Origin of the sequence: Pseudomonas asplenii, from assembly GCF_900105475.1 — a bacterium.
GTDB lineage: Bacteria > Pseudomonadota > Gammaproteobacteria > Pseudomonadales > Pseudomonadaceae > Aquipseudomonas > Aquipseudomonas asplenii.
Genome location: NZ_LT629777.1, coordinates 5,064,363 through 5,087,136 on the forward strand (window position 1 = coordinate 5,064,363; position 22,774 = coordinate 5,087,136).

Annotated in this window: 20 protein-coding genes; 8 read left to right on the plus strand and 12 right to left on the minus strand. The window is 63.0% G+C overall.

The window, feature by feature from the left end; all coding sequences use genetic code 11:
* Nucleotides 1–18 precede the first annotated feature (18 nt).
* Complete coding sequence (locus tag BLU37_RS22345; RefSeq protein ID WP_081354526.1) at nucleotides 19–519, minus strand: GNAT family N-acetyltransferase; 501 nt, start codon at nucleotides 517–519, stop codon at nucleotides 19–21.
* A gap of 240 nt (nucleotides 520–759) precedes the next feature.
* Between BLU37_RS22345 and BLU37_RS22350 the strand changes: the two genes are divergently transcribed.
* A complete protein-coding gene (locus tag BLU37_RS22350; protein ID WP_231986144.1) occupies nucleotides 760–1,464 on the plus strand; it encodes a hypothetical protein in 705 nt (234 codons plus the stop codon).
* 197 nt (nucleotides 1,465–1,661) lie between these two features.
* Nucleotides 1,662–2,222 (plus strand): thioesterase family protein, encoded by a 561-nt coding sequence (locus tag BLU37_RS22355; protein WP_090208990.1) that lies wholly within the window; start codon nucleotides 1,662–1,664, stop codon nucleotides 2,220–2,222.
* Nucleotides 2,223–2,327: 105 nt separating this feature from the next.
* Here BLU37_RS22355 and BLU37_RS22360 read toward each other — a convergent pair whose 3' ends face one another.
* The 6 genes from BLU37_RS22360 to BLU37_RS22385 form a co-directional block, all read right to left on the minus strand.
* The gene (locus BLU37_RS22360) at nucleotides 2,328–3,407 is read right to left on the minus strand and encodes a lipocalin-like domain-containing protein (RefSeq protein ID WP_090208996.1); all 1,080 of its coding nucleotides are present in this window, start codon (nucleotides 3,405–3,407) and stop codon (nucleotides 2,328–2,330) included.
* Entirely contained in the window at nucleotides 3,397–5,886 is a 2,490-nt protein-coding gene (locus BLU37_RS22365) for an ABC transporter permease (RefSeq protein WP_090208998.1), read from the minus strand. Before BLU37_RS22365 ends, BLU37_RS22360 begins: the two co-directional genes overlap by 11 nt.
* A complete protein-coding gene (locus BLU37_RS22370; protein WP_090209001.1) occupies nucleotides 5,883–6,542 on the minus strand; it encodes an ABC transporter ATP-binding protein in 660 nt (219 codons plus the stop codon). The genes BLU37_RS22365 and BLU37_RS22370 overlap by 4 nt, the downstream gene beginning before the upstream one ends.
* A gap of 187 nt (nucleotides 6,543–6,729) precedes the next feature.
* Nucleotides 6,730–7,293 carry a phosphonate metabolism protein/1,5-bisphosphokinase (PRPP-forming) PhnN gene (gene phnN / locus BLU37_RS22375; RefSeq protein WP_090209003.1) on the minus strand — a complete coding sequence of 188 codons (564 nt, stop codon included), beginning with the start codon at nucleotides 7,291–7,293 and terminating at the stop codon, nucleotides 6,730–6,732.
* Between the two features lie 80 nt (nucleotides 7,294–7,373).
* Nucleotides 7,374–8,582 (minus strand): MFS transporter, encoded by a 1,209-nt coding sequence (locus tag BLU37_RS22380; protein WP_090209006.1) that lies wholly within the window; start codon nucleotides 8,580–8,582, stop codon nucleotides 7,374–7,376.
* A gap of 83 nt (nucleotides 8,583–8,665) precedes the next feature.
* On the minus strand, nucleotides 8,666–9,979 hold the full coding sequence (locus BLU37_RS22385; protein ID WP_172833132.1) for an MFS transporter: 1,314 nt from the start codon (nucleotides 9,977–9,979) through the stop codon (nucleotides 8,666–8,668).
* Nucleotides 9,980–10,331: 352 nt separating this feature from the next.
* On the opposite strand from BLU37_RS22385, the gene tcuC reads away from it, so the two are divergent.
* A complete protein-coding gene (gene tcuC, locus BLU37_RS22390) occupies nucleotides 10,332–11,630 on the plus strand; it encodes an MFS transporter (RefSeq protein WP_090209009.1) in 1,299 nt (432 codons plus the stop codon).
* An 86-nt stretch (nucleotides 11,631–11,716) separates the two neighbouring features.
* Nucleotides 11,717–12,487 carry a substrate-binding domain-containing protein gene (locus BLU37_RS22395; RefSeq protein ID WP_010448319.1) on the plus strand — a complete coding sequence of 257 codons (771 nt, stop codon included), beginning with the start codon at nucleotides 11,717–11,719 and terminating at the stop codon, nucleotides 12,485–12,487.
* Here the strand turns inward: BLU37_RS22395 and BLU37_RS22400 are convergent.
* The gene (locus BLU37_RS22400; RefSeq protein ID WP_010448317.1) at nucleotides 12,477–13,382 is read right to left on the minus strand and encodes a LysR family transcriptional regulator; all 906 of its coding nucleotides are present in this window, start codon (nucleotides 13,380–13,382) and stop codon (nucleotides 12,477–12,479) included. The two genes, BLU37_RS22395 and BLU37_RS22400, sit on opposite strands and share 11 nt — an antisense overlap.
* Before the next feature lie 314 nt (nucleotides 13,383–13,696).
* Here BLU37_RS22400 and BLU37_RS22405 point away from each other — a divergent pair, with 314 nt between their 5' ends.
* The gene (locus BLU37_RS22405; RefSeq protein WP_090209013.1) at nucleotides 13,697–15,910 is read left to right on the plus strand and encodes a pectinesterase family protein; all 2,214 of its coding nucleotides are present in this window, start codon (nucleotides 13,697–13,699) and stop codon (nucleotides 15,908–15,910) included.
* 200 nt (nucleotides 15,911–16,110) lie between these two features.
* Nucleotides 16,111–17,397, plus strand: coding sequence for an MFS transporter (locus tag BLU37_RS22410; RefSeq protein ID WP_010448309.1), 1,287 nt, complete (start codon nucleotides 16,111–16,113; stop codon nucleotides 17,395–17,397).
* 19 nt (nucleotides 17,398–17,416) lie between these two features.
* Here the strand turns inward: BLU37_RS22410 and BLU37_RS22415 are convergent, their stop codons facing one another.
* Nucleotides 17,417–17,638, minus strand: coding sequence for a DUF3079 domain-containing protein (locus tag BLU37_RS22415; protein ID WP_029533120.1), 222 nt, complete (start codon nucleotides 17,636–17,638; stop codon nucleotides 17,417–17,419).
* Between the two features lie 179 nt (nucleotides 17,639–17,817).
* The gene (locus tag BLU37_RS22420) at nucleotides 17,818–18,735 is read right to left on the minus strand and encodes a LysR family transcriptional regulator (protein ID WP_090209016.1); all 918 of its coding nucleotides are present in this window, start codon (nucleotides 18,733–18,735) and stop codon (nucleotides 17,818–17,820) included.
* Nucleotides 18,736–18,839: 104 nt separating this feature from the next.
* Here BLU37_RS22420 and BLU37_RS22425 point away from each other — a divergent pair, with 104 nt between their 5' ends.
* A complete protein-coding gene (locus tag BLU37_RS22425; protein WP_090209018.1) occupies nucleotides 18,840–19,592 on the plus strand; it encodes an SDR family NAD(P)-dependent oxidoreductase in 753 nt (250 codons plus the stop codon).
* Between the two features lie 391 nt (nucleotides 19,593–19,983).
* Nucleotides 19,984–20,391: a DUF6124 family protein gene (locus BLU37_RS22430; protein WP_090209021.1), complete on the plus strand. Its 408-nt coding sequence runs from the start codon at nucleotides 19,984–19,986 to the stop codon at nucleotides 20,389–20,391.
* 65 nt (nucleotides 20,392–20,456) lie between these two features.
* Here the strand turns inward: BLU37_RS22430 and chrA are convergent, their stop codons facing one another.
* Nucleotides 20,457–21,836: a chromate efflux transporter gene (gene chrA / locus BLU37_RS22435; protein WP_090209024.1), complete on the minus strand. Its 1,380-nt coding sequence runs from the start codon at nucleotides 21,834–21,836 to the stop codon at nucleotides 20,457–20,459.
* Nucleotides 21,829–22,770: a chromate resistance protein ChrB domain-containing protein gene (locus BLU37_RS22440; RefSeq protein WP_172833133.1), complete on the minus strand. Its 942-nt coding sequence runs from the start codon at nucleotides 22,768–22,770 to the stop codon at nucleotides 21,829–21,831. The genes chrA and BLU37_RS22440 overlap by 8 nt, the downstream gene beginning before the upstream one ends.
* Nucleotides 22,771–22,774: the final 4 nt, after the last annotated feature.

Genomic DNA, 22,774 nt, shown 5'->3' on the forward strand with positions numbered 1-22,774 from the left:
TGCGCCCGCAAGGATCGGCTAAATCGACAACACGAATCGACAGAGCTCATCCGCTGCGTTTTCGTGTGGTTGCTGTTCCATCAGGAATCCGCAACGATCCAGCACCTTTCTCGAACCGACATTGTCCCGGTAGACGTATGCCACCAGTTGCGTGAGTTTCCAGTGTTGCTGCGCCTGCTCAATCAGATGCCTCAGGGCCAGTGTTGCCAGCCCCTGCCCGCCAACGTCCTGACCGACCCGATAGCCGACCTCCGCTGTGCCCGTCGACGAGTCGATGTCCTTCAGGTTCGCCCGCCCCACGATATTGCCGGCCTCGTCCTCAATGACAAACGGATGCCAGATGCCATCGGCAAAGCCGCACAGATAGTCCCTTATATGTCCGGTCACGCCCTGCAATGAGTAAAAAGCCGGATCGCGTGCATCGATCCGGGATTCGAACCATTCACGATTACGGACTTCGAATGCCAGTAACGCCTGGGTGTCGGTCTCTTCCAGTTTGCGAATGCCAAAAGAACTCATTGATCGTCTTTCTCCCGGGTGCCATGCATCAAGACTTGTTATGTTCAGGATCCTGCCGTGGAATTCTACCCACCGTACCGAGCACGGTAATCACTTAAACCGATACCTTTTTCAGCCTCTTGCCGCCTATCATGAAGATGGCTATGCGACATTATTTCTCCGATGGACGTTCATCGTTCATCCAGCAGATCAATGCGAAGCTCACTCAAAGTTCTACCCTTCATGACAACAGGACGTTCCATGCACCGATTGAAAATGCTTTTCGCCCTCAGTGCCCTCACCATTGCCGGCTGCGCCAGCCAGCCTCCAGTACCGCCACCGGAGTTTCCGGGACTGGAGCAGTCCGACAAGATCACCATCCAGGACCTGCGCCCCCATACCGAGAGCGAAAAAGAGATCTTCAGCCTGCTGATTACAAGCGATGCCTATGCCATTTACCGTGTGGCGGACACCGCGACCAAGCCTACGGGACCGCGCCTGCTGGCTCATCGAGCCTATGAAACGCTGCCGGAACTGAGCAAACAGCCCTCGATCAAGGTGTTGCACTTCGTCACCTACGCCAACCTGCAATCGCAACTGCGCAAGAACTCGCTGCTGGCCGGGTTCACCGGTCCTATCGGCGTTGCACTGATGGCGGACAAGACCTTTCCGGCCGGAGAAGTCCTGACCACCCAGATCGACAGCCAGTCGCTGGATAAAACCGAGGGCAAAGAGGAATACACCCGGGCGTACTTCACTGCAGAGGAAAACCCGAAAAAGTCTCCGGTGAATCTCATCTATATCGACACGGAAATACTCGGCAAACGCGTCACCACCCGCTGCCTGGTTCCACCGATTGCATCCAGGCCCCATCTGTTCCTGGTGGAAGCCTACGACATGTGCATTGCCAATCACCTGGCGTTGTACCGCACCCCTGGCTCGCCGAAGGACACCGTCGCCAAGTGACTTGAAAGGACGGGCTTACTTCCCCAGGTGCAAGTAAGTCCGCCCCCTCTCCAGGTAGAACATCATTGGATCTTCCGCAAGTTGCAGCGGACAAATGATCCAAATGCACGACTCAGGCGAAAACTGTCATTTATGAACCTACCTGGGCCGCACCTTTCACTCTAGAGTGCAGGGCTCATCCCACCAATGACGTACTCATGAATCTCTGGTTCCGACTCTTCCTCATGATCTTGCGCCGCCCCTGGCGAAAGCCGGCCAAAGCGCTGGAAACCACCATTATTCGCCTGCGCGTATGGCCACTGGACCTCGACTTCAATCGACACGTCACCAATGGCCGATACTTCACCCTGGCAGATGTCGGACGCATGGACTTCGTTCTGCGCAGCGGCGCCTATCGAGTGGCACTGCGCAAAAAGGCGCTGCCCATCGTAGGAGATACCTGGGGTAAATTCCGTCGTGAGTTGAAGCTGTTCGAGTCCTTTGAAATCCACACGAAGATGCTCGGCTGGGATGACAAGTGGAGCTTCATGGAGCATCGTTTTGTCAGTAAAGGCAGAGTGATTGGAGTGGTCATCATGCGCGGGCTGTTTCGTTCAGCGAAAGGCACAGTGCCCCCGAGCGAATTTGTTCAGGCATTGGGATTGTCCGAGCAATCACCCGAGATGCCGAATTGGCTGACTTCCTGGTCTGACAGTTGTGATGCCATGAGCCTGCAACTCAGAAGTGAGGAGCATCTTGACGATCAACCCTCCAGATAGATCGAGTTCATCGTTATCCCCGCCCGGCATGAGTGACTCGATTCGAACATCATGCCAACTGTGAGCCAGCAACCAGTGGAGTAGCCCGACCGCGCAGTCCGGGTTTCAATACCCGGTCATCTCCAGATAACCCACGCCCTGCTGGCTGCCACTCAAACTGATCGGCCCTTCCCAATAGGAAAATGTGGTGCCCATCCACGCATCGTCCCGTAGCGGTTTCGTTTCGATGCGCAAATGCTTGCTCGGAATTTCCAACCGCCACTCCACTGGCAATTTACGCCCGGCGACGCTGGCCTGCCGTCCGGGTGTCAGCACGATATCGTCGCCCTTCAGTACCTGCGCCTGGCCATCAGCCCCGATCCAGGTCCCGGCCCGATAGGCCTCGCCACCCTGCTGCCGCACCTGGAACAACATGACCTTAGCGCCATCGGCCAGGTGCAGGGAAAACCAGTCCCACCCCGACTGTTCGGCAGCCAGCGGCTGGCTGCTCCACTCGCGGTCGAGCCAGGCCTGGCCGCTGACCTGGACCTCGCGCCCATCGACCTGCAGGCTGCCACTCACCTGGAAATACGGTTGGCTGTAGTACCACGACGCCTGCCCCTTGCCGGATTTCAAGCTGTAGCCATGATCGCCCTGCAACACCAACGGGCGCTGACTGCTCAGGTTCAGCCGATAGGCAAAATCGCTGCCGTGGGCCGACAGTTGCATCTGCCCCAGCCCCTGATTGCTCGGCGACAGGCTGCGCAGTTGCCAATCGTCGATCCAGGCGTTTAAAGGCTCGGCCTCGACGCCCGCCGTGCCGACCCCGCCGCGCGCCAGGGCCTGAGCGAAATGATGACCGCGCTCGCTGGTCAGCGCCGCGTGCCCCATCCACAAGGTCGGCTCGCTCCAGCCGGTCAATTCGCCCGGCACTTTCAGGGCGCTGCGAAACAGGGTCCATTGCACGCCATAACGATGCCCCTCGGCATCCTTGAGGTTGGCGGTGATGTACCACCACTCGATGCGGTAGTCACGATGGGCACCGTGGTCACGGGGAAACTCCAGGGTCTTTCCTGGCACGACCTGGGCGAAGTCGGCAGCATTGGAACCCAGCCCGGCGAAGCCTTCCGAGTCTGCGGGGGGCGATTGATCGCAACCCGCCAGAAGCAAACTGCACAGCAGTGCGAACAAGCCCCTAACGCTCATTGGCAAACGTCCTCAGCAACGCCACCGGGCTGACCCGCAGCAACTTCCACAGCGGCCAGGCCGCCGCCACCAGGGTCACCACCAGCGCCAACAACGACAGTTGCAGCAACTGCCCTGGAAAGACAATCATCGGTAAACGCCAGCCAAAGGCCTGGACGTTCACCACGGCGACCAGGCACCAGGCAAGCGCCAGGCCCAGGGGAATCGCCAGCAACAAGGTGAGTGAACCCAGCAACAGGGTCTGTCCCAGGCTCAACAGCAGCAGTTGCCGACGACCGACACCCAGCGCCCACAACGGCGCCAATTGCCCCAGGCGGCTTTCGCTCAGGCTCAGCAGACTGATGAACAGCGCTACACCCGCCACACCCAGGGTCAGGCTGTTGAGGGCGGTGGTTGCGGCAAAGGTGCGTTCGAAGACTTTGCCGGCGCTGTCCTTGAGTTCGCTCTGGTCGATCAGGTGCGCTTCATCGAAATGAAAGGTCTGCTGCAGTTCATGTTTGAGCGGCGCCACCCCCTCGGCCGATGTCAGCAGACTGTAGCGGCTCGGCCGCAGGTCCGGCCAATGAGCTTGCAGCGCCCGCCCTTCGAGCAACAGATGCCCCTTGGGATTGCCGTAGTCGGCGTAGATCGCCAATACCGGTAGCGACCAGTCGCCGACCGGTGTCGGCAGGACCAGACGCTGGCCGAGGGCAAGCCCGAGGTGCCGCGCCAATTGTTCGCTGATCATCACCCCGTCACCCGCCGCCCAGCGCGACCAGGCCTGGTCAGCAGCCTCCAGCAACGGCCAGTGCTGACGATAGGTCGGCTCATCCGGAATACCCCGCACCTGGGTCGGCCAGCCCTGCAGGCTGATCTCGGCGTCCCAACCAGGCAATACCGCCTGGATATCACCACGAGCGGCCAGCCAGTGCTCCAGTTGCGCATCCTGCTCGGGGCCCTGCGGGGTAATGTACAACTGCGCAGCCAGACGCTGGTCGAGCCAGGCAGTGAAGGTCTGGCGAAAGCCCGAGGTCATGCTGCCGACGCCGATATTGGCGGCCAGGGCCAGCAACAAGGCCATCAGCGCCAGGCTCAGGGCCGGCAACTGCTGGCGGCTGTCGGCGATGAACCATTGACTCAAGGGTCGGCGACAGGCCGGCAACAGGCCGCTCAACAGCGCGTTCAGGCACACCGGCAGCAACAATGCGGCCGCCATCAATAACGCGGCCATCAAGGCGAAGCCGCTGGCCAGACTGTCGCCCCAACCGATACAGGCCAACGCCACCAGCGCCAACAGCAGCGCCAGCCCGAACTGCTGACGCAGACGCTGCGCCTGGGCCGCCCGCCACGCCTCGGCCTGGGCCAACGCCAACAACGGCAGGCGCGCCGCTCGCCAGACACTGCCCGTCCCGGCCAGCAGAGCACCGCCCACCGACAGCCCCAACCCCGCCAGCCAGTCACTGGGCGGCAGGTTCAAACTGCCGGCCACCTCTGCGCCGTAGAGTCCACGCAGGCTGGCCGCGACATCCGGCAGTAACACGCTGGCCAGGCCATAACCGCTGATCACACCGAGCACGCCGCCCACCAGAGCAAAGCCCAACAGCTCCACCGCCAGCGCACTGAGCAGACAACGGCCACTGACACCACAGGAACGCAGGGTACGCAGCAGTCCACGGCGCTGCTCCAGAGCCAGGCCGATGGCGCCATGCACGATGAACAAACCGACGATAAATGCCAGAAAACCCAGGGCACTGAGATTGAGATGAAAGCTTTCGGTCAGATGCGCCAAGTCGCTTTCATCACCCGGAGCCTGCAGGCGCAGACGATTGAGCAGGTCGGCTGGCAACTGGGGTTCGGCGCGGGCGAAGTCGGTCGCCAGCAACAACTGCGAAAGCTGTCCCGGAGCATTGAGCACCTGCTGCGCCGCGCCGATATCCATCAGCAGCAGGCCGGGCGGCAACTGCGGGCGTAGAGCCAATGGCGGCAATAGCTGTCCTTGCGGACTGCGGGGTCGGTCGCCGACCTTGAGTCCCAGGCGTTGCAAGGTATCCGCCGCTACCCAGGTCTGCCCCGGCACACCGATGAAAGCCAGCAACGAGTCGCTGTCCACCGACTGCCCGGCCAGGGTGCTGCCCCGTGGCAGACTGACCGGATCGATACCCAATACCTGCCAGTGCCGGACATGGCCGGGTTGGCGTGGATCGTCCAGTTCCAGGCGGCCCTGCAACAGCGGCGACACCGGCCAGCCGGCGAGGCGCAACTGAACGAACACCGCTTGCTCGAAACGCCCGCCATCACGGCTGACCAAACGATAAGGCGCCGCCCCGCCGATCAGTTGACTGGCCCGCGCATAACTGTCCCGGGCCTGGCTGTTGAGGGCCTGCACGCCTGTGAGCAAGGCCGTCGCCAACCACAACCCGGCCAAGACACTGGCCAGTTGCACCCGATGACGCCACCAGTGACTGAGCAGGGTCCGCAGGGCCCAGTAGAACGTCCTCATGACTCGCTCAATCGGCCATTGTGCAAGCGTATCCGACGCTCCAGACGACTGGCCATGCGTTCGCTATGGGTGACCATCAGCAGGCTGGTGGCGTTGTCGGCCAGCAGTTCCAGCAATACGTCCAGCACCTCGTCGCTGGTGCTTTCGTCGAGGCTGCCGGTGGGCTCGTCGGCCAGGATCAGCGGCGGACGGGCAGCCAGCGCACGGCCCAGGGCCACACGCTGCTGCTGACCACCCGACAGTTGTTCGGGATAGCGCGACAGGGTTTGCCCCAGCCCCAGGCGTTCGACCAACTGCGCTTCCCAACGCCGGTCATGCCGGCCCGCCAGTCGGGCCTGGAACGCCAGGTTGTCGGCCACGGTCAGGCTGGGGATCAGGTTGAACTGCTGGAAAATCAGGCCGATCTCCTGGCGGCGCCAAGCGGCCAACTGCACTTCGCTCATCTGGCAGAGATCACGTCCGGCGACCTCGATCGCCCCGCTGTCGGCATGATCCAGGCCGGCCACCAGATGCAGCAAGGTACTCTTGCCGCTGCCGGACTCCCCCATCAGTGCCAGGCTCGCGCCCTGCTCCAACGCCAGATCCACACCCTGCAAGACGGCCAGCGGTCCCTGGGCCGTAGCGTAAGCCTTGCTCAACCCGCGAATACGCAACATCGTCAACCTCACCCCCAGACAAAACACGACCGGCGTAACGCCGTGTCGGGTTTGTGATGACAGCCGTTATAGGGCATCACGGGCTTTTTTGCACCCTCGATCAACCGGGAGCACAGGCCGTATTGAGGACAGACCGTTTGCCGGGTCAGACGGGCTTTTTGGGGTAAGCGCAAGCCCAGGCAGCGGCTCACGCCTCCTGGATCAGGGCCAGCAACCGGCTCACCGTCTGCCGGATCGGACCGGAGTTGTCCAGCAGCACCAGCGCCGGACCATCTGCCGCCAGGGCGCCTTCGCCGAGGGTGAACTGCACGTTACGTTCCAGGCGCGCCTCGATCTGCGGCAGCGACTCGCGACCGCGCGCCAGCAGACGCTCGCGTAATACCGCAGGGTCCACCGTCAGCAGCACGGCCAGCAGTTCGGGATAACGCTCGCGGGCCTGCGGCAGGTAGCCGCGCGAACCATTGACCAGCACATCCTGCCCAGCCGCCAGCCACTGCTCGATGTCGATGGGAATGCCGTAGCTAAGGCCGTTGGCCTTCCAGCTCAGGGCAAAGGCACCCTGCGCCTGCATCGTCGCGAACTGCTCGGCGCTGACCCCGTGGGCCGCCTCGCCGATGGCCTCGGCGGAACGGGTGATGACCCGCCGCACGATGCGACAGTCACGTTGTGCCAGGGGCTCGCGGGCCGCATCGAGCAAGCTGTCCTTGCCGGAACCCGACGGCCCGATGAGATAGATCAACCTGCCCGCCATCACCACATCCCCTACGCTATCAATCGGACTTGCCGACCGGGCGGCTGGCCGGGTCGAGAATCGCCGCACAGGATATCCAATCAGGCGGGTTTTTCCAGTGACAGCGTCGGCCTGCCGGAACGCCACCACCACAGCACCAGCACACCGATGAGCGTACTCATGGCAGTCAGCACCAACACCACGCCACGTGTTCCCAGTGGCGCCGCCAGAACGGCCACCAGCAGGCCGGCCAGAGGCTGCGACAGATTGTTCAGCAGGGTGATCACCCCGACGGTCTTGCCAAAGTCCTGCACCGGAATGACCCGCTGACGGACGCTGCGGATATAGACGTTGAACATCTTGTCGAAGCCGACCACCAGCAGGAAGCCGAGCACATACCCGCTCATCGAAAGGCTGCAGCCGCTGATGAACCCACCCAGCAGGATCAGCGAATAGGACAACCCGCCGAGCACCCGCAACGGCAGATTGACCCGTGCCAGCAGGTACAGGATGGCAATGGTCACTCCAGCCCCGACCGCCTGGAGCACGGCGTAATCGTCCTTGCCCTGGGCGAAACTGCCCACCACCAGCGCCGCCGAGGTGGCCAGGGTCACGCCGACGATCAGGTTGACCCCGACCGCAAGGCCGATGATCTGGCGCAGTTCGGCCAAAGCCCGGATGTGCCCGAAGGCTATGCGCAACGGCTGTAGCCAGAGACCCGAGGGCGGTTGCTCGACGGTTGGCAGGGTAAAGACGCTGGTGCGTTGCCAGACCCGCATCGCCAGGTCGGCGAGCACGAACAGCCCGGCCACGCCCAGCACCACCCAGGGCCAGGCCATGGCTTGCAGCAACAGCGCCGCCAGCAGCGGCCCGAGCACCAGGCCAGTCTGGTCGGCGATCTGCGAATAGGACAGCGTCTTGGTGTAGCTGTAACGGGTAAAGACATGCGGCAACAGCACCTCACGGGCCATGATGCCCTGGGTGGTCAACACCCCACAGAGTGCCGAGAGCGCCACCAGCCAGTAGAGACCATCGAACAGCCCATGACCGCCGACCGCGATCACGCAGGCCAGCGCCCGAAAAGCCTGGCTCAGGTGCAGGAGGCGCACCGGCGAAAAACGGTCGCACAACGCCCCGCCTATAGGGAAGGCAATAAATCGCGGCAAGGTTTCGACGAAAAAGGCCAGCCCTGTCCAGGACGCACTCTGGGTGGTCTGGAACACCAGCAGCGGAACGATGAACAGCAGGATCTGATCGGCCAGCCGTGACAGAAACAGCGAAACGAAAAACGCCAGGTAATCCCTGCCCATCGAGTTCTCCCTCCCAAAGCGCGAGCATAAAACATTCCTCACGCTTCGGGACAGCGCTGTCCTAACGCCAGGCGATCACGCTTTCAAACCGGGTTACGTGCCAGCAAGCGGGAGAAACTCGCCAGGCACGCCGCCGCCGCGAATCCCGAGCCGATGTACAGCGCCAAGGTCGGCCCCTGATGGCTCGAGATGCCAAAACTCAATGCCACCAGCGCCGCCCCGGTCGACTGCCCGAGCAAGCGTGCCGTGGCAATGGTGCCACTGGCTCCGCTGCTGCGTTCGCGCGGCGCGCTGGTCAGCAACGCCTTCTGGTTCGGCGACTGGAAGAATCCGAAGCCCAACCCGCAGATCACCATACGAATGCCGATATCCAGCGCACTCGGATCACTGGGCATCATGGCCAGCGACAACATGCCCAGCGACAGCACGCCCAACCCGATGCCTCCCAGCAGGCCCGGCGGATAACGGTCCGACAGACGCCCGGCGAAGGGTGCGATCGCCGCCACCACCACCGACCAGGGCGTCATCAGGTAGCCGGTCTGTACCGGGTCGCGACCCAGCACCGTCTCGAAAAAGAACGGCAGCGAGACGAACGCCAAACCCTGAGTGGCAAACGCGCAGAGCGCGGTCATCGCCGACAGGGCAAACATCGGCCGCTTGAGCAGATCGATCGGGAACATCGGCGCCGGATGCCCGGCCTCGCGGCGGATCATCAGGTAACCGGCCCCAACGCACACCAGCAGCGCGCCGCAGATCGCCAGCGCCCCGGCAAACTGGGCGCCCTCGCCCAACGCGTAGATCAGTGAACCGAACGTCAGCACACTCAGGACCGCAGTGCCCCAGGCGAAACGCTGGCCATTGGGTGGTGTGTGCGGCAACGAAGGAATCGCCATCGCCAACGCGATCAGGCCGATGGGAATATTCACCCCGAACAACCAGGGCCAGTCGGCCACCGACAGGATCAGCGAAGCCACGGTCGGCCCGGCGGCGAACGAGATACCCACCACCAGTGCATTGAGGCCCATGCCCTTGCCGAGCTTCTCCGGTGGAAACAGGCTGAAGATCAGCGCCGCATTGACACTCATGATCGCGCTGCCGCCGACACCCTGCAGCACCCGCGCCAGCGTCAACTGGGTCAAGGTCGTCGACATCGCACACAGCGCCGACGCCACGGTGAACAACACCAGACCGAACAGGTAGACCTTGCGATGTCCCAATATACCGCCGAGCGAAGCAAAGGCCAGAAGGGTCGCGACCGCCGCCAACTGATAGGCGTTGATGATCCACACCGAGGCCGCCGGCGTGGTGTGCAGACTCTTGGCAATGGCCGGCAGTGCCGTGTTGGCAATGGCGGTGTCCAGCGATGACAGGCCGATGGCGATCAGGATCGCCAACATGCCCCTGGCCTGCCGCGACAGGCGCACCCCGAAAATTCCTGATAACCCGCTGATCACACACCCCCAAAATCCGCTCTATGACGCAGATCATAGCTTTTTGCCCAATATCGACAACGACAGGTTGCTGAACCCTGCCTGTACAACATCAAACAAAGCCTCACAGCACCTCACTTGCCCACGATGATTTCCTGGCCCGACTTGATACAGTAGCGTTTTTCTGAGCCAATTGATCCGCAATACGCATCAATCCATTCTAAAAATGCACTTATCAAATCGATAAGGCTGCTCCAGTATCTGCGCCAATAAAAATCTGCACCGCAATGCAGGCCATAAAAACGCTGGAGACCTCACGATGCACGCCACACTTCCCACTGCCAGTTCTGCCCGTGCCAAGGCAGGCGCGGTATTTCGCGTTACCTCGGGCAACTTCCTCGAGCAGTTCGACTTCTTCCTGTTCGGCTTCTACGCCACTTACATCGCCGCGGCCTTTTTCCCCGCCAGCAGCGAATTCGCCTCACTGATGATGACCTTCGCCGTATTCGGCGCCGGCTTCCTCATGCGTCCGCTGGGTGCGGTGATTCTCGGCGCCTATATCGATGAAGTCGGCCGGCGCAAGGGACTCATCGTCACCCTGTCGATCATGGCCAGCGGCACCATCCTGATCGTGCTGGTACCGAGCTACGAAAGCATCGGCCTGCTGGCTCCGGCGCTGGTTCTGCTGGGGCGCCTGTTGCAGGGCTTCTCCGCCGGCGCGGAACTGGGTGGGGTCTCGGTCTATCTGGCGGAAATCGCCACACCGGGCCGCAAGGGTTTCTACGTGGCCTGGCAGTCCTGCAGCCAGCAGGTTGCCGTGGTGGTCGCCGCCGCCCTGGGTTATGCGCTGAACCAATGGATGGCTCCCGGCATCGTTGCCGACTGGGGCTGGCGCATTCCATTCATGATCGGTTGCCTGATCGTGCCCTTCATTTTCTTCCTGCGTCGCAACCTGGCGGAAACTGAAGAGTTCACCCAACGCAAACGTCGCCCAGGCATGCGCGAAGTCATGAGCACCCTGGCGCAGAACTGGGTCATCGTGGTCGCCGGCATGCTGATGGTCGCACTGACCACCACCGCGTTCTACCTGATCACCGTCTACGCGCCGACCTTCGGCAAGACGGTATTGCACCTGAGCACTGCCGACAGCCTGCTGGTGACCCTGCTGGTGGGTATCTCGAACTTCTGCTGGCTGCCGGTAGGCGGCGCCCTCTCCGACCGTATCGGTCGGCGTCCGGTCCTGCTGGCGATGGCCGGGCTGACGCTGGCCACGGCCTATCCGGCGCTGACGCTGCTGGTCAAGGCGCCGAGCTTCAACAGCATGCTGCTGGTGCTGTTGTGGTTGTCGTTCCTCTACGGGATGTACAACGGCGCGATGGTTGCCGCGCTGACCGAGATCATGCCGGCAGAAGTCCGTGTGGCCGGTTTCTCCCTGGCCTACAGCCTGGCGACAGCGGTGTTCGGCGGTTTCACGCCGGCGATCTCCACGGCGCTGATCCAATACACCGGCGACAAGGCAGCACCGGGTTACTGGATGAGCTTCGCGGCGATCTGTGCACTGTGTGCGACGCTGTTTTTGTATCGCAAGGCAAAAGTGCAGTTCAAGCCAGCGATGTAAGTCGGAGCACCGCTCTGCCCTGTGGAAGTCGACTTTCACAAGGCAAAGCGGGGTTCCATCGTTCCAACTCAAACAAGAGAAACCCAATGAAAGCACTGTTCCTGAAACTGAGCCTGCTCGGTACCCTGGCACTGGGCGGCATCGCCCAGGCAGAGGAAATCCGCGTGATGACCTCTGGTGGCTTCACCGCCGCCTACAAGATCCTCGGTCCGAAATTCGCCGCCGAAACCGGCAACACCCTCGATACAACGCTCGGCCCGTCCATGGGCAAGGCGCCGGAAGCGATCCCCAATCGGCTGGCGCGTGGCGAGAAAGCCGACGTGGTGATCATGGTCGGTTACGCCCTGGACGAGTTGATCAAGCAAGGCAAGGTCTTGCCCGCATCGCGGGTCGAACTGGCCGATTCGCGCATCGGTCTGGTGGTACGCGAAGGCAGTGCCAAACCGGCCATCGGCACCGAACAGGAACTGAAAGACACGCTGCTCAAGGCCAAGTCCGTCGCCTACTCCGACAGCGCCAGCGGCGTGTACATTCAGGATCAGTTGTTCAAGCGCCTGGGTATCGAAGCCCAGCTCAAGCCCAAGGCAAGCATGGTACCGAAGATTCCGGTGGCCTCGGTCGTGGCGACGGGCGAGTACCAGTTGGGCTTCCAGCAGGTCAGTGAGCTGCTGCCGGTGCCAGGGGTGACGTATGTCGGCAAGATCCCGGAGTCGGTGCAGTCGGTAACGCGCTTCGCTGCCGGGATTCCGGTGGACGCCCAGCACCCTGAGCAGGCCAAGGCACTGCTCCAATACATGGCCGCGCCGGCTGCTCAGGAAACGGTCAAGGCCACCGGGCTGGATTCCGTCACTCGCTGAACGACTGCTTCATTTCCACGATCAACCGCTCCAGTTCCAAAGCCGCCGGGGTCAACACCCTGCCCCGGCGCTTGAGCAAACCGACCTTGCGCATTACCTCGGGCTCGACCAGCGGCACCCCGGTCAGCAGCGGATGCCCAGGCCCCGGTAGCGCCATGGTCGGTACCGCCGCCACCCCCAACCCCGCCTCCACCAAGCCGATCATGGTCGTCACATGCCGGGTCTCGCACACTCCTGATTTTTCCGGCGTGATACGAATCAGCGCCTGATCGAGCAGGAAGCGGTTGCCCGAGGTCTTGTCGAGGCTGATGTAGTCCTGCTGGTACAGCTCTGTCCAGGTCACGCTCGTGCGCTGCGCCAACGGATGGTCGCGACGACAGGCCACTACATAACGCTCTTCCACCAGCAACTCGAACTCGATTTCCGGCTGCAGGTTGCCCGTAAAACTCAACCCGAAATCCGCCTCGCCACTGAGGACTGCGGCGTGCACGTCATTGGCACTGGAATCGAGCACCTTGATCCTGATCTTCGGGTACTGCCGGTGATAATGGGCAATCACCTTGGGCATGAAGTAATACGCGGCCGAAGGCACACACGCCACGGTGACATGGCCGAGCCGGGTCGAGGCAACGTCGGTGATGCCCAGCAGCGCGACATCCAGGTCATCCAGCAGGCGTTCCACCGTCGGTGCGAACGACCGGCCGACCTGGGTCAGGCTGACACGCCGGGTGGTGCGCTCGAACAGCCGCACGCCGAGCGCCTCTTCAAGCTTTTCCACCCTTCGACTCAAGGCAGGCTGGGAAATGCTGATGGCCTGGGCGGCCTTGCGAAAGCTGCCTTGTTCGACGACGGCGCGAAAGGCCTGCAGATCGTTCAAATCGAAGTTGATCGCCACGGGGTATTCTCATCGGACACTGATTGATCAGTGTAACGCATCGATTACCCGGATAGATGCAGGCAAGCTTGCGCCCTGTCATGCCGCGAGCAATGGCGGCATCGGGCAATCGAGAATGTCGGCCACCGCGCGCATCCATTCAGCTTCAGCGGCGCTGACCTGGCCGTCATGCCCGATGCACCGGGCCATGGCCCTTGAGCAGGCATCAGGCTGCGACCCGTCCGGGCGATCGAGTCGCAATCTTCATTTGATTAATCCCGACGCTCCCTCCAATCATGGCCTTCAATTTCCAACCTGGAGGCCAAAGCCGTTCCATGTCGCGCCTTTCAATTGCTGTCACGCTGCTGTGCTCGCTGGCGACCCACAGTGCCTGGGCCGAAGACACCCGTCACGTCGAGGAGCCTCGCCTGCCCGGCCAGGTCTGCGCAACCCTGGAGCCACTGTCCGCCTCGGCCTGGCAGAGTGAAACCGCGCGCTTGCAGGATGCGCTCAATCGCTGCCCGCAGGGCCAGGCGGTGCGCCTGGCCGCCGGAGCCAAGGGTGCGGTGTTCCCAAGCGGGCCGTTGCAGATTCCCTCCGGCGTGACCTTGTGGCTGGATAAAACCGTGGTACTGACCGCCACCACCGATGCCCGGGCCTACGACAATGGCGCCGGAACCTGCGGTCGTATCGACAACAAGGGCACTGGCTGTCGCCCCTTCATTCATATCGTCCAGGCCCGTGGCAGCGCCATCGTCGGTCAGGGCGAGATCGATGGCCAGGGCGACAAAGCCATCCAGGGCACCGACCAGAGCTGGTGGCAACTGGCACGCCAGGCCCAAAGAGAGAATGGCAAGCAGAACAACCCGCGCCTGATCGAGATCGACCGCTCGCGCGACATCACCCTCTATGGCCTGCGCCTGCACAACGCGGCCAACTTCCACGTGGTCGCCTATCAGGTGGACGGTTTCACCGCCTGGGGCCTGATCATCGATACCGCCGCCGATGCCCGCAACACCGACGGCATCGACCCCATGGGCTCGAGCAACGTTACCCTGGCCCACAACTTCATTCGTACCGGCGACGATAATGTCGCGATCAAGGCCGGTTCCCAAGGCCCCAGCCGGCACCTGTCGATCCTCGACAACCACTTCTACAGCGGCCACGGCATGTCGATCGGCAGCGAAACCAACTCGGGCGTCTCCGATGTGCTGGTACGCGGCCTGACCCTCGACGGCACCACCTCGGGCATCCGGATCAAAAGCGATGCGTCGCGTGGCGGCATCGTCCAGGACGTTCGTTATCAGGACATCTGCCTGCGCAACAATCGTCAGCCGATCGATATCGACACGGCCTACGCCAAGGATGTGACCGGTAACGCCATTCCGGTCTATCGCGACATTGTGCTGCAGCACGTCCATGGCGCCGACGGTATCCTGCGTATCCAGGCCACCGGCGCCTCGCCAGCAATTGGCCTGACCCTCGACGATGTCCACTTCGCACCGACCGCGCAATGGCAGGTGAGCCGCGCCGACCTCAAGGCAGGCCCCGGCGGCGTCAGCCCGCCCGTACCCGGCCTCAACGCCCCGGCAGGCAGCCCGGCGCCGTCAGCCTGCGACCAGCGCTGGACGAGTTTTCCGCAGCCGGCCGACAGCCCCGGCGTGCTCAAGGTCGGGGCAACGCAACGCTATCGACAAGTCCAGGAGGCCGTCGATGCCGCACGCCCAGGCGACACCATCCGCATTGATCCCGGCGTCTACCACGAAGTCGTGCACATCACCGTGCCCAGGCTGCGGCTGACCGGCGCCGGCAGCCAACCCGACGACGTGGTCATCGAAGCCGATCACAGTGCCGGTGACAGTGGCGGCACCGCAAAGTCCGCCACGGTGTTTGCCCAGGCCGACGACCTGCAGATCGATCATCTGACCATTGCCAACCGTTTCCACGAACACCACCCCGAGGTCAGCGACGGTGCCCAGGCCATTGCGCTGTCGGCGACGGGTGACCGGCAACGCTTCATCGGCCTGCACCTTCTGGGCAGTCAGGACACCTTGTACGCCGGCGGGAACGGCCACCGGCAGTATTACCAGGACGACCTGATCACCGGCACCGTCGATTTCATCTTTGGCGATGCCCTGGCCTACTTCGAACACGTCGAGCTGCGCGGTATTCAACGCAATTCGATCACCCTCACCGCCCAGAGCCGGGTGTCAGCCGGGCAGCACAGCGGGTTCGTCTTTCACGATTGCACGGTCAGCGCCGATTCGTCGGTCCAGACCATCAGCCTGGGCCGCCCCTGGCGCGACCTGGCTACCGTCAGCTACCTAGGCTGTGAGCTGGATGGGCGAGTCCTGCCCCAAGGCTTTACCGAATGGAACCAGGAACATCGGTTGCCGACCGCACGTTATGCGGAAGTCGGCTCCCGGGGCGCCGGGCGCAACCCGCAAGCGCGCGAGGCGTTCATGGTGAAGCTCGATGCCGCCACCCTCGCCCAACAATCCGACCCTGCACGGTTTCTCGCCGGGGCCGATGGCTGGAGTCCGCGCTAGCGGCCGATGCCGCCGCCAGCCGCTCTATCGTCCCCCTGCGACAAATCATCACACATCCGACGAGCCTGCCGAAAAACGCGCGCCTGTGTCTTCTTTTGCGCAACCCTGCCCGTTAAGATTCGCGCCTGCGTTGCCAGCCCAGAACTCTTATAAAACCCCGCCTGCAACACCGCTACTCCGTCTGTTCTCTTGAGGTCATTATGTCCGTGCAATTATTGGCCATGGCGCTGGCACCGCTATTGGGTCTGTTCATCATCAGCATCGGCAGCGCACTGATGTCGTCGCTGACCACCCTGCGCCTGGATGCCATGGGGTTTTCCGCGAGCATGATCGGGGTGGTGTCGTCAGCCTACTTCATCGGCCTGACCCTGGGTTCGATCTTCAACGAACGATTGATCGTGCGCATCGGCCATATCCGTGCCTATAGCTGCTTCGCCGCGCTGATCGCGGTCACCATTGGCCTGCAGGGCCTGAGCCATGACCCGTGGATCTGGTCCGGCCTGCGCCTGATCGGCGGCTGGGCGCTCGTCGGCGTGTACCTGGTGGTGGAAAGCTGGTTGCTGCTGGTGGCCGAACCGAAGATTCGCGGGCGCCTGCTGGCGCTGTACATGATCGCGCTGTACGGCGCCGGCCTGATCGGCCAGATGAGCCTCGGCCCGGTGATGGGCGCCGGTGAAAGCGTGCCCTTCACTCTTGCGGCGATGCTCGCCTCACTGTCGCTGGTGCCGATCGCGATGATTCCCCGGGTGACTCCCCTGGTCGAGCGCGCCGAGCCGTTGCCGGCCAGCCAACTGATCCGTATCACCCCGACTGGCGTAATGGGCTGCTTCGGCTCCGGGGTGATCATCGCGGCGGTGTACACCCTGCTGCCGCTGTACCTGCAGAAAGTGGGCTTGAGCGTGACCGAGGTCGGCCACACCATGGCCGCCGTGATTTTCGGCGCAATGGTGTTGCAGTACCCGGTGGGCCGCTGGTCCGACCGCAAGGACCGCCAGACCGTACTGATCGTGCTGAGTGCCGCCTGCGTCGTATTGTCGGCGATCACCCTGCTGCTGCCGCCTTCGGGCTGGCCGATGCTGGTGGTGATGTTCCTGCTCGGCGGCGGGGTGTTCGCGGTGTATCCGGTGGCGGTCAGCCACGCGGCCGACAGCGCGCCGTCCGGCGCCCTGGTGCGGATGATCCAGGGCCTGCTGCTGATCAACTCCCTTGGCTCGGCGATCAGCCCACTGGCGATTTCGCCACTGATGGGCTGGGCGGGGCCTTCCGGATTGTTCTGGGCCTTCGCGGTGCTCAATCTGGGGCTGGTGGCGTTCTTCGTCTGGCGCCGCCGCGCGCACCCGGTACCGATCGCTGCGGCGCCGTTTGCTGCGGCCAGTCAATACTCGGCCACCGGCGTCGAACTGCGCATGACCCAGGATCTGAGCGACGCCGTAGAAGCACATGAGGCGATGGAGCAGACGGCACCGGCTCATTCAGCTCACGGGTAAAGTCTACGAGTTGTCTGGATCAACCCTTCGCAACCGGGTCATCCACCGCGGGCGCCTTGACCGGAACCGGCTCAATCCCCCAGTCGCCGTGCAGATACCAGTCCTCGCCGAGCATCTCGGCAGGATGCATGGTGCGATCTGCACCGTTACCACAGGACAGCGCGTTGGTTGCGCAATAACGGTCGCAGCCCCAGCAGATACGCTCGGGATGCTTGGGATTGATGGGAAAGGGCTTGGCCATGGCATTCCTTGCAAGGCAAACGGAAGTGGCTTTCAACCTAGCGTGCCGGGCGCGCGGGCACCTTGATTTCGATCAAGAATGGGCAGTACCAGGCCGTCTCTCAAGGCACGACGGCGGTGGTGGCCTGAAGCCCCGAGGGTTTCCTTGCTGAAATCAAACACCTTCGGTACGGCTCTGCACTACCCAGGCCAACGCCAGGACGGCTCACTGAGGTGCTCGGCGAAGAAGTCCGAGAGTGCGCGGATCTTCACCGGCCGTGTACGCGCCGATGGCGTCACGAAGTACAGGCCGCCATGGGTCATGCTCCAGTCAGGCAGCAGGCGCACCAGGCGACCGTCCGCCAGGTATTCGCTGGCAATGAATTCCGGCAGTTCGGCAATTGCCAGCCCTTCCAGCAACACCGGAATCATCGCATTGGAGTTGGTCACCCGCAGTGGGCCATTGGGCACGACGTCTTCTTCGACGCCATTGTCCTGGGTGAACCGCCACACCTGGGTCCGCGCCCGATAGGCATAACTGAGGCACCGCCGATTCGCCAGATCACGCGGATGCTGCGGGCGACCGTGCTGTTCCAGATAGCTGGGGGACGCCACCAGGAACTGGGTCACCGCGCAGAGCCGCCGGGCGACCAGGGAAGAGTCCGGCAACGCGGCGATCCGCAAGGCAGCATCAAAGCCGTCGGCAATCAGGTCCACCGAGGCGTCCGACAGGTGCAGGTCGACCGACAACTCCGGATAACGACGGATCAGCTCCGGCAGCAGCGGTGCCACCCAGCGCAGGCCGAACACCATCGGAATCGCCAGGCGCACCTGGCCACGCGGTTGCACCGACAGTTCCTGGGCTTCGCTTTCTACCTCTTCGGCCTGGCGATAGATGTCCCCGGCCTTGGCCGCCATGCTCAAACCGAACTCGGTGAGTGACAACTGACGCGAGGTGCGATTGAACAGCCGGCCGCCCAATCGCTCTTCCAGCCTGGCCACGGCGCGCGACACCGTCGGCACCGACACGCCCATGACCCGGGCAGCAGCAGCGAACGATCCTTCTTCTGCGACCTTGGCGAACATCGCCAGGCCTTCGAAATCGGGCAATTTGCTCATTTCATTTCTGCAACGATAAGTTTCAGGCAATTCTATTTTGAAAAAATCGACCCGTCGATAAGCTTCTCCCACACCGCAACCACTTACCGAATCGGAGAAACATCATGACTGGCAAACTTGAAGGCAAAATCGCAGTTGTCACCGGCGGCACCACCGGCATCGGCCTGGCGACCGCCAAACGCTTCGCCCAGGAAGGCGCCCACGTCTACATCACCGGCCGCCGCCAGGCCGAACTGGACGCCGCCGTGGCCCAGGTCGGCAACGCCACCGGCGTCCAGGTCGACTCGACCCGCCTCGACCAGCTCGACGCCCTCTACCAGCGTATCCAGGCCGAGCGCGGCCACATCGACGTGCTGTTCGCCAACGCTGGCGGCGGTTCGATGCTGCCACTGGGACAGATCACCGAAGAGCATTTCGACGACACCTTCGACCGCAACGTCAAAGGCGTGCTGTTCACCGTCCAGAAAGCCCTACCGCTGCTGGCCAACAACGCTTCGGTGATCCTCACCGGCTCCACCGCCGCCAGCTCCGGCACCGCCGCCTTCAGCGTGTACGCCGCGTCCAAGGCTGCCGTGCGTGCGTTCGCCCGCAACTGGATCCTCGACCTGAAAGACCGCAATGTCCGCGTCAACACCATCAGCCCTGGTGCCACCCGCACGCCTGGCCTGGTCGACCTGGCCGGCCCGGACGCGGCGCAGCAGCAAGGCCTGCTGGACTACCTCGCGTCGCAGATCCCGCAAGGACGCGTAGGTGAACCGGAAGAAATCGCCAGCGCCGCACTGTTCCTCGCCTCCAGCGACGCCAGCTTCGTCAACGGCACAGAACTGTTCGTCGACGGCGGCCAGGCGCAGATCTGATCTGATGAGATTGGCGACCACGTGATCTCCGGCCATCGCATGCTGACGGTCAGCCAATCTCGCAACACTTGGTAAAGAGACGAAACGACTTTCCGAAAATACGCCGGTTTCCTACGTGTTATCGGCATGGGAGAATATTGTGTGCGTCTACGGTGGTGACTAGAGTCCAAGGGTCGCTGCACATTCAGCGACCGGGCTTGGTAACCCGGATTTGAGTAGGCGCACAGCGCCGCGAAAGTGGCTTTTTTGTGTTCGCTGTTATGGCGGGCTGTGCGCAGGAGGCTTCGCCTGCCGGTTCCTATTCACCGGTTTACCAACCTGCGTACAGTTCGCCACCCCTTCGCTTGGTAACGAAACGTGGCGGGCTCCTTACCCGAATAGGAGATTCTTCATGACCAAGAAAATCACCCCCGCCCCACCTAGCAGCACTTCCAGTCTTGAAGAGAAAGCCGCATACCTGAGCCAGGTCATGCATGACTCGCTGGCCCAGATCGAATCCAGGCCATCGCCGCCTGAAGAGCCGACACCGCTTGAAACGCTCGGCACCACCGCCTTCAGAAACGTCGAGCCCGGCAACACCTCCACCCCGCCGCTGTTCTGCGTCACGCCAGGCGTTAGCGCACAGATCGGATTGACTCAGGTGTCGGAACTGCTGCGATCCGCCGAATTGAACGCCGACGAAATCTGCCCGCGCCTGGAGGGTTTTGAACGGGACCTGATGATGGGGCTGGTCCACGCAGTCGGCCTGTCACGGGCCGTGGTGGATGCATTGCTCGATGGGGTGCCCATACCTGCCTGAGTGCGCTGGACTCTGCTGGCTGATACGGGTCTTGTGTGGTGCCTGCTGGCCTCTCGCGGATCCACTCAAAAAGACAGCAGCCCGTGCCGCACCAGATACACCAGCATGCCGATCAAGCCACAACCGAACAGCACCGGAATCACCCCACGCTTGAACCTGAACAGGGCAACGGCGGCCGCTACGCAGATGATCAGCGACGGCCAGTCGGTACCGTGCTCGATGCCGTTCGGCCAGAACACGTGGTAGGCGAAGAACAGCGCCAGGTTGACGATCACCCCGACCACCGCCGCAGTGATGGCGGTCAACGGCGCGGTGAACTTCAGTTCGTTGTGGGTGGATTCCACCAACGGCCCGCCCGCCAGGATGAACAGGAAAGAAGGCAGGAAGGTGAACCAGGTCACCAGGCTGGCGGCCACCGCCCCGGCGAGAAACGGCTGGTCGGCACCAAACATCGGCTGCACGTAGCCGCCGACGAACCCCACGAACGCCACCACCATGATCAACGGCCCCGGCGTGGTCTCGCCCAGGGCCAGGCCGTCGATCATCTGGGTGGGCGACAGCCAGCCATAATGGCCGACCGCCCCCTGGTAGACGTAGGGCAGCACCGCGTAGGCGCCGCCGAAGGTCAGCAAGGCGGCCTTGGTAAAGAACCAGCCCATTTGCGTCAGCGTTCCCTGCCAGCCGAAGGCGGCGGTCAGCAGGCCCATGGGCAGCGTCCAGAGCACCACGCCGATCACCAGCAGACGCAACAGATGCCCCCAGCGAAAGCGTGCGTGCTCGGGCGTGGGTGTGTCGTCGTCGATCAACGCGGGGCCATGGCTCGCCTTCGCCGCGGCATGCCCACCGCCAATGACGAACTGGCCCGGCAGGAAACGTCCGCCCAGGTAACCCAGCAACGCCGCCTCCAGGACAATGGCCGGGAACGGCACATCGAGGGCAAAGATCGCGACGAAGGCCGCCGCCGCGATGGCCCATAACCAGGCATTCTTCAGCGCTCGCGAACCGATCCGGTGGGCGGCGTGCAGCACGATGGCGGTGACGGCAGGCTTGATCCCATAGAAGAGGCCGGCCACGACCGGCACCTCGCCGAACGCCACGTAGATCCAGGCCAGGGCGATCAGGATGAACAACGACGGCAGCACAAACAGTACCCCGGCGATCACCCCGCCCCAGGTGCGGTGCATCAGCCAGCCGATGTAGGTGGCGAGCTGTTGCGCCTCCGGGCCCGGCAGCAACATGCAGTAGTTGAGGGCATGCAGGAAGCGCCGCTCGCTGATCCAGCGGCGGCGCTCGACCAGTTCCTGGTGCATGATCGAGATCTGCCCGGCGGGGCCGCCGAAGCTGATGAAGCCGAGCTTCAACCAGAACAGGAAGGCTTCGAACAGGCTCACGGGTGGCCTTGCCTCGGCCGCCGGCCCAGCGGCATGTACAGTGGAGTCAGTCATGGTTTTTCTCGTCGTTTGCAAAGGCAACCAGAAGGCCATCGAAGATACCGCTCGCAGCCAGCAACAGTTGGTCATCGTCAATCAGGCTTTCGCGCAGTCCCGCCAGCACCCGCTCGATGCCGGGCGCTTCGGCCGGCTGGTGGCCGCCCACATCCAGATAGTGAACGAGCGCCGCGATACGCTTCAGCGCCGGGTCATCGAGCTGGAAACTGGCCAGCAGGTTTTCGAAGGTGACACGCTCTGCGACGTGGCTGAAGGTCGCCCCATCGAAATCGAATCCCAGCGCGTCGGCCGGGCAATCGCTCGGGGCGTCCAGCCAGAGAATTTCAGCGGTTCGGTCGATGAAACGGCGAATCAGCCAGGCGCTGGCAAGGCGGTCTACCCACGGCCGCTTGCGGGTGGCCCAACGGCGGTTCTGGAAGTCCGCGATGGCCAACAGACGCGGCGTTTCGTCGCCACGACTGGGCTCGTCCGCCGACAGCGCGCGGCTGATCGCCGTTTCCAGCCCTTGCAGGGCCTCATCAGTCTGTTGCCGGGCTGGCGTGGGGAAGAAATCGATCATGCCGATCTGCGCGAAGCTCTTGCGCAGCTTGCGCACCTGTCGGGCGGTCTGCAGGGCGTTCTCGCTGATCAGCTCACGCTGACAGGCCGCGATCTCCTCGCGCAGTCTGGTGTACTCGTCACTGCGGTCGAACAACGGGACAAATCGCTCGCCGTCATCGTCGACCCGCAACAGGTAGGCGGTGCCGTTGATGGCCAGGACTTCGCGCTCTACCGACTCCAGAGCCTCCCGCCCCGCCGGCTGGTCGGGCAACAGGTACACGCCATCGCGAAGCACGCTGGCGCCACAGGCTTTAAGGGCCCGCCAGGCCCGCATGCGTTCGGTCGAGTTCGCGGTGGGGAGGCCGAGTACGAGAAGAAGCCAACTCATTATGTAG

Coding starts and splice junctions, on each gene's coding strand:
- BLU37_RS22345 (WP_081354526.1), bottom strand. CDS start 519: ATGAGTTCTTTTGGCATTCGCAAACTGGAAGAGACCGACACCCAGGCG.
- BLU37_RS22350 (WP_231986144.1), top strand. CDS start 760: ATGCACCGATTGAAAATGCTTTTCGCCCTCAGTGCCCTCACCATTGCC.
- BLU37_RS22355 (WP_090208990.1), top strand. CDS start 1,662: ATGAATCTCTGGTTCCGACTCTTCCTCATGATCTTGCGCCGCCCCTGG.
- BLU37_RS22360 (WP_090208996.1), bottom strand. CDS start 3,407: ATGAGCGTTAGGGGCTTGTTCGCACTGCTGTGCAGTTTGCTTCTGGCG.
- BLU37_RS22365 (WP_090208998.1), bottom strand. CDS start 5,886: ATGAGGACGTTCTACTGGGCCCTGCGGACCCTGCTCAGTCACTGGTGG.
- BLU37_RS22370 (WP_090209001.1), bottom strand. CDS start 6,542: ATGTTGCGTATTCGCGGGTTGAGCAAGGCTTACGCTACGGCCCAGGGA.
- phnN (WP_090209003.1), bottom strand. CDS start 7,293: ATGGCGGGCAGGTTGATCTATCTCATCGGGCCGTCGGGTTCCGGCAAG.
- BLU37_RS22380 (WP_090209006.1), bottom strand. CDS start 8,582: ATGGGCAGGGATTACCTGGCGTTTTTCGTTTCGCTGTTTCTGTCACGG.
- BLU37_RS22385 (WP_172833132.1), bottom strand. CDS start 9,979: ATGTTGGCGATCCTGATCGCCATCGGCCTGTCATCGCTGGACACCGCC.
- tcuC (WP_090209009.1), top strand. CDS start 10,332: ATGCACGCCACACTTCCCACTGCCAGTTCTGCCCGTGCCAAGGCAGGC.
- BLU37_RS22395 (WP_010448319.1), top strand. CDS start 11,717: ATGAAAGCACTGTTCCTGAAACTGAGCCTGCTCGGTACCCTGGCACTG.
- BLU37_RS22405 (WP_090209013.1), top strand. CDS start 13,697: ATGTCGCGCCTTTCAATTGCTGTCACGCTGCTGTGCTCGCTGGCGACC.
- BLU37_RS22410 (WP_010448309.1), top strand. CDS start 16,111: ATGTCCGTGCAATTATTGGCCATGGCGCTGGCACCGCTATTGGGTCTG.
- BLU37_RS22415 (WP_029533120.1), bottom strand. CDS start 17,638: ATGGCCAAGCCCTTTCCCATCAATCCCAAGCATCCCGAGCGTATCTGC.
- BLU37_RS22420 (WP_090209016.1), bottom strand. CDS start 18,735: ATGAGCAAATTGCCCGATTTCGAAGGCCTGGCGATGTTCGCCAAGGTC.
- BLU37_RS22425 (WP_090209018.1), top strand. CDS start 18,840: ATGACTGGCAAACTTGAAGGCAAAATCGCAGTTGTCACCGGCGGCACC.
- BLU37_RS22430 (WP_090209021.1), top strand. CDS start 19,984: ATGACCAAGAAAATCACCCCCGCCCCACCTAGCAGCACTTCCAGTCTT.
- chrA (WP_090209024.1), bottom strand. CDS start 21,836: ATGACTGACTCCACTGTACATGCCGCTGGGCCGGCGGCCGAGGCAAGG.